5 protein-coding genes are annotated in these 4303 nt (G+C 64.4%); 2 read left to right on the forward strand and 3 right to left on the reverse strand.

Annotated features, from left to right (window positions below; translation table 11 throughout):
- Positions 1 to 111: 111 nt before the first annotated feature.
- From ACTHLF_RS08110 to ACTHLF_RS08120, 3 genes are all read right to left on the reverse strand, one after another.
- The gene (locus ACTHLF_RS08110) at positions 112 to 753 is read right to left on the reverse strand and encodes an HD domain-containing protein (RefSeq protein ID WP_440326427.1); all 642 of its coding nucleotides are present in this window, start codon (positions 751 to 753) and stop codon (positions 112 to 114) included.
- Positions 754 to 963: 210 nt separating this feature from the next.
- Positions 964 to 1854 (reverse strand): alpha/beta fold hydrolase, encoded by an 891-nt coding sequence (locus ACTHLF_RS08115; protein ID WP_440326428.1) that lies wholly within the window; start codon positions 1852 to 1854, stop codon positions 964 to 966.
- Between the two features lie 49 nt (positions 1855 to 1903).
- On the reverse strand, positions 1904 to 2833 hold the full coding sequence (locus ACTHLF_RS08120) for a pyridoxamine 5'-phosphate oxidase family protein (protein WP_440326430.1): 930 nt from the start codon (positions 2831 to 2833) through the stop codon (positions 1904 to 1906).
- 214 nt (positions 2834 to 3047) lie between these two features.
- On the opposite strand from ACTHLF_RS08120, the gene ACTHLF_RS08125 reads away from it, so the two are divergent.
- Together ACTHLF_RS08125 and ACTHLF_RS08130 are read left to right on the forward strand one after the other, a co-directional pair.
- Positions 3048 to 3947 carry a LysR family transcriptional regulator gene (locus ACTHLF_RS08125; protein WP_440326432.1) on the forward strand — a complete coding sequence of 300 codons (900 nt, stop codon included), beginning with the start codon at positions 3048 to 3050 and terminating at the stop codon, positions 3945 to 3947.
- Positions 3948 to 4014: 67 nt separating this feature from the next.
- Positions 4015 to 4248: a hypothetical protein gene (locus tag ACTHLF_RS08130; RefSeq protein ID WP_440326434.1), complete on the forward strand. Its 234-nt coding sequence runs from the start codon at positions 4015 to 4017 to the stop codon at positions 4246 to 4248.
- Positions 4249 to 4303: the final 55 nt, after the last annotated feature.

Here is a 4303-nt window from a genome sequence, read left to right on the forward strand (position 1 = left end):
TCAGGCCCGGGAGGCATCACGTTAGGGAGCTTCACGCGGGATGTGAAATTCAAAGTTCTTTTCAGCCCGATAGCTTGTAGCTATGAGTCGCCGCTTCGTTCTCGCCGCCGCTCAGGTCGGCCAGCCATTACCGAGGATGCAATGGACGAAGTCGGTGCGATGGAAGTGCGGTTCCTTGTGCGCCATGACGTCGGCCTTGACGTTGCCGAACGTCGTCTCGGGCTTGTTGCGGATGCCGTTGTAGAACGCATCGATGATGCCGGTCTTGAACGCGGGCCCACGAGGATGGGCATCGGCCACGAGCTCGCGATCGTGCGTGTGCACGTTATCGAACCCCAGGCCAAGCACGTCCATCTCGACGCCCGCGGTGAGCAGGGCGATCTCCGGCTTCATGTGCTGCGGGATGCCCGGGGTGGTGTGCAGGGCGATCGATGCCCAGACCGTGTCGACCTGCTCCGGGCTGATGCCACGGGAAAGCAGGAAGTCGCGGGCGACATTCGCGCCATCGACCTCAAACCGCTCGGTCTTGCTTGAGTGCGCGGGCATGAGGCCCATGTCGTGGAACATGGCGCCGGCGTAGAGCAGCTCGGGGTCGTACTTGAGGCCCTTGGCGTTGCCGGTCAGGGCCCCGAAGAAGAAGACGCGGCGCGAGTGGTGGTAGAGCAGGTCGGTCTCGGTATCGCGAACCAGCTGGGTGATCTCGCGCGCCAGGGCGCTATCGGGAACGGTGATACCTGCAACGGTCGTGGCCATGGTGGTGCCCTCTGGGTGGTTGGTAGGGACCATTTCAGCCCCTGAGGGTAGTGGCCGGATCAGACGCGAAGCATCCAATCCGGCCAAATCAGAGCCAATGCCGCCACCTGTCCTGTAGTAGCCCACCCAGTGGGCGACGCCTTTCGCGATAACGGCTCATGCCTTGAGGCGAAACATGTCGCCCACAGGGTGGGCTCCTACAGACAAGCCTCAGGCTTTCTTGCCCACCTTCCGATCAAGGAAATCACCGATCAGCGGCATGATTTCGTCGCCCTTGTCTTCCAGCGCGAAGTGGCCAGTCGGGAAGAGGTGGAATTCCAGGTCCTTCAGGTCGCGCTTGTACGGGTGGGCGCCGTCGGCGGGGAAGATCGTGTCGCGCTCGCCCCAGGTGATCAGGGTCGGCGGCTGGTACTCGCGGAACAGGCGCTGCACTTCCGGGTAGAGCGGGACGTTCTTGCGGTAGTCGTACATCACGTCCATCTGCACATCTTCGTTGCCCGGGCGGTCGAGCAGCGGCTGGTCGTGGGCAACGTTATCGGGCGAGATGCGGCTCTTGTCGTCCACGCCATCGGTGTACTGGAAGATCGTGGTCTCGCGCTTCACCAGCCAGCGCAGCGCGTCGCGGCTCTTGGCGGCGCCGTCGGCCCAGTACACCTTGATCGGATCCAAGAACGCCTTCATGCCGTCGTCGTAAGCGTTGCCGTTCTGCACGATCAGCGCGGTGAGCTTCTCGGGGTTCTTCAGGAACAGCTGCCAGCCGACCGGCGCGCCGTAATCCATGACATACATGGCGTACTTGTCGACCTTCAGGCGTTCGAGCAGCGTGCGGACGATGTTGCCGAAGCCTTCGAAGCTGTAGTGGTAATCCTTGATGTCCGGCGCATCGCTTTCGCCATAGCCCGGGTAATCCGGCGCGATGACGCGATAGCGCGTGGCGAGGTAAGGAATCAGGTTGCGGAACATGTGCGACGAGGTCGGGAAGCCGTGGAGCAGCAGGACGACCGGTGCGTCGGCCGGGCCGGCTTCGCGGTAGGCGATGTTGAGACCGTCGATCTTTTCGTTGCGGTAGAAGACGACCGGGGGCTTGGCTTGGGTGTTCATGGTGATATCTCCAGTGTGTTTGCGGTGAGGGCGTGTTGATGTGCGACCCTCAACGGGTCACGGGTGGGTTGAAGGGTGAGGGGTCGAGTTCTTCCCACTCGGCACGCGGGATTGCGTCGCGAAGCACCCAGCGGTCGACATGGAATTCGAGGAAGCGGCCGGTGCCGCCGGTGTTGTCGCCCGGGTCGTCCTGGTCCCAGAGCAGGCGTGCGGTGCCGGTGAGTTGCAGCAGGCGGCCGTTCGCGAAATCCGGGATGCACAACCCCGCGCGGGGATCGAGCGTGAGGTTGCCCCAGGTGTTGAACATGCTGTTGCCGTTGAAATCCGGGATGCGCAGGGTGCGTTCGTCCACCTGGTGGATGAAGCCCGTGCCGCCGCCGCGGTGCGATGCATCGGCGCCGGTCTGAGCGTGGTGGCTGGCGATGAACAGCGTGTCCGCGCCGGCGATCAGCGTTTCCACGCTGCCGCGCAGGACCGTACCTGACGCGGTCTGCGACATGAGCCCGGTCTCGCCCAGTGCGCGCAGGTGGCGGCGGTGGATGTAGCGCGGGCAGTTCGGGTAAGCCTGGGCGATGCTGACTTCGATACCGGTGGCGTCGAGCCGGGTGACCGTACCGTTGACGCGGTAGCGGCGGCGCGAGCCCAGCTCGATGAAGAGCATGCCCACGTCCTTGTTCGCGTCGATATTGGCCCAGAACGGCTCGTCGGCGTCGCGATGATTCACCGGCACGTCGATCTCGATGGCATGGCCATCGGCGGTGTGCATGAAGCCCGGCTTGCCGAACAGCAGCGATGCCCAGACGTTGCCGTTAGTGTCGGTGCTGCCCAGGGCGACCATGAACTGCTTCGCGATGAACGGACGCGCCCCACCGATCACCGTATCGCTCATCATCGCGATGTTGCGGTCGGCGATGGCATCCTCGCCCGCGCGGACCTGCACGGTACGTTCGCCATCGTGGAATGCCTTGTTGCCGGTCATGGGAGAACCCTCGTTTCGATGGGTCCATTCTTCGGAAGAGGGGCTGCGCCGGGAACGAGACGGCTCGCAATTGACTGTTGCGCCCGGCGGCATGCCGGCACCGGCGTGGGAGGCCTGCAGTGCGGCCTGGCCGTTGCGGGGCAGGGATTTCCAAGGAATACTCGCGAAATAATGGCCTCATGGGTCAACGCAGCATTTCGCCGGACGCAATGCCATGGATCAGATCCACCTCATGAGGGTTTTCGTCGCCGTCGGCGAAGAAGAAAGCTTCGCCGCCGCGTCGCGACGCATCGATCTCTCGCCGGCGGCCGTCACCCGTGCCATCGCGGCGCTGGAAGAGGAGCTGGGCGTGAAGCTGCTCGCGCGTACCACGCGCAACGTGCGCCTTACCGAAGCCGGCAGGCGCTACCTCGACGACACGCGCAACATCCTGGCCAGCATCACCGAGGCCAACGAGGCCGCCGCCGGTGTGAACGCGGCACCCAAGGGCAACCTTTCAGTCACTTCGTCGGTGCTGTTCGGCCGCTGGTTCATCATGCCGTGCATCGTCCGTTACCTGCAGGAACACCCCGAGGTGGAGGTTTCTGCCTTCTTCCTCGATCGCGTGGTCAACCTGGTGGAAGAGGGCATGGATGTCGCGGTCCGCATCGGCCACCTCCCGGATTCCAGCCTGAAGGCACTGCGGGTAGGCCAGGTGCGCCGGATCCTGGTCGCCTCGCCGGACTACCTCGCAAAACACGGCGTGCCGAAGCATCCTGCCGACCTCCTGCACCATACGGTCATCGCCGCGAGTGGCATTTCCCCTCGCGTCGACTGGAAGTTCGGCGCGGTCGACGACCCGACGATGGTCCGGATGCGGCCGCGGCTCACCGTCTCCAGCAACGATGCGGCCATCGCCGGTGCGGTCGCGGGGCTGGGCGTCGCGCGCCTGCTCTCCTACCAGGTGGGCGACGACCTGGCGGCCGGCCGGTTGCAAATCATCCTCGCCGAGTACGAAGAGGCGCCCTGGCCGGTTCACATCCTTCACCGCGAGAGCAAGTACGGCTCATCGAAGGTGCGCCACTTCATCGACCTGCTGGCCGAGCACCTGCGCAGCCACCCGCACCTGGCCTGAGCATTCCGCCTGACGCAATGAAGCCTTGCTTCATGCGACGTTCCCGCTGTGTCGCGCAATACCCAGGGTGAGCCATCCGCCGCCCCGCGAGGCGGCGAAGCACCCGATCCACGCGCTGTTCAAGGCCGTTGAAGACAAGGTCGTCGGCGTCTCCTGCGGCTGCGCCGATGTGTTCGGTGCACGCGAAGAAGTGGAGCAAGCCGGCTTCAACCTGATCACCGACAACAGCGTGCCCGGCACCTCCGGCCTGCCGAGCATCGCGCAGATCGCCGCAGACGGATACACGATCTTCAGCTTCTAAACACCCCTTGTGGGAGCGCGCTTGCGCGCGATGGGCCCAGCGACAACTCCCATCA

This window comes from Luteibacter sp., from assembly GCF_051958795.1.
Classification (GTDB): Bacteria; Pseudomonadota; Gammaproteobacteria; order Xanthomonadales; family Rhodanobacteraceae; genus Luteibacter.

What these genes read in the sequence shown, in the direction of transcription:
- ACTHLF_RS08110 (WP_440326427.1), bottom strand. Translation starts at nt 753, where the DNA reads ATGGCCACGACCGTTGCAGGTATCACCGTTCCCGATAGCGCCCTGGCG.
- ACTHLF_RS08115 (WP_440326428.1), bottom strand. Translation starts at nt 1,854, where the DNA reads ATGAACACCCAAGCCAAGCCCCCGGTCGTCTTCTACCGCAACGAAAAG.
- ACTHLF_RS08120 (WP_440326430.1), bottom strand. Translation starts at nt 2,833, where the DNA reads ATGACCGGCAACAAGGCATTCCACGATGGCGAACGTACCGTGCAGGTC.
- ACTHLF_RS08125 (WP_440326432.1), top strand. Translation starts at nt 3,048, where the DNA reads ATGGATCAGATCCACCTCATGAGGGTTTTCGTCGCCGTCGGCGAAGAA.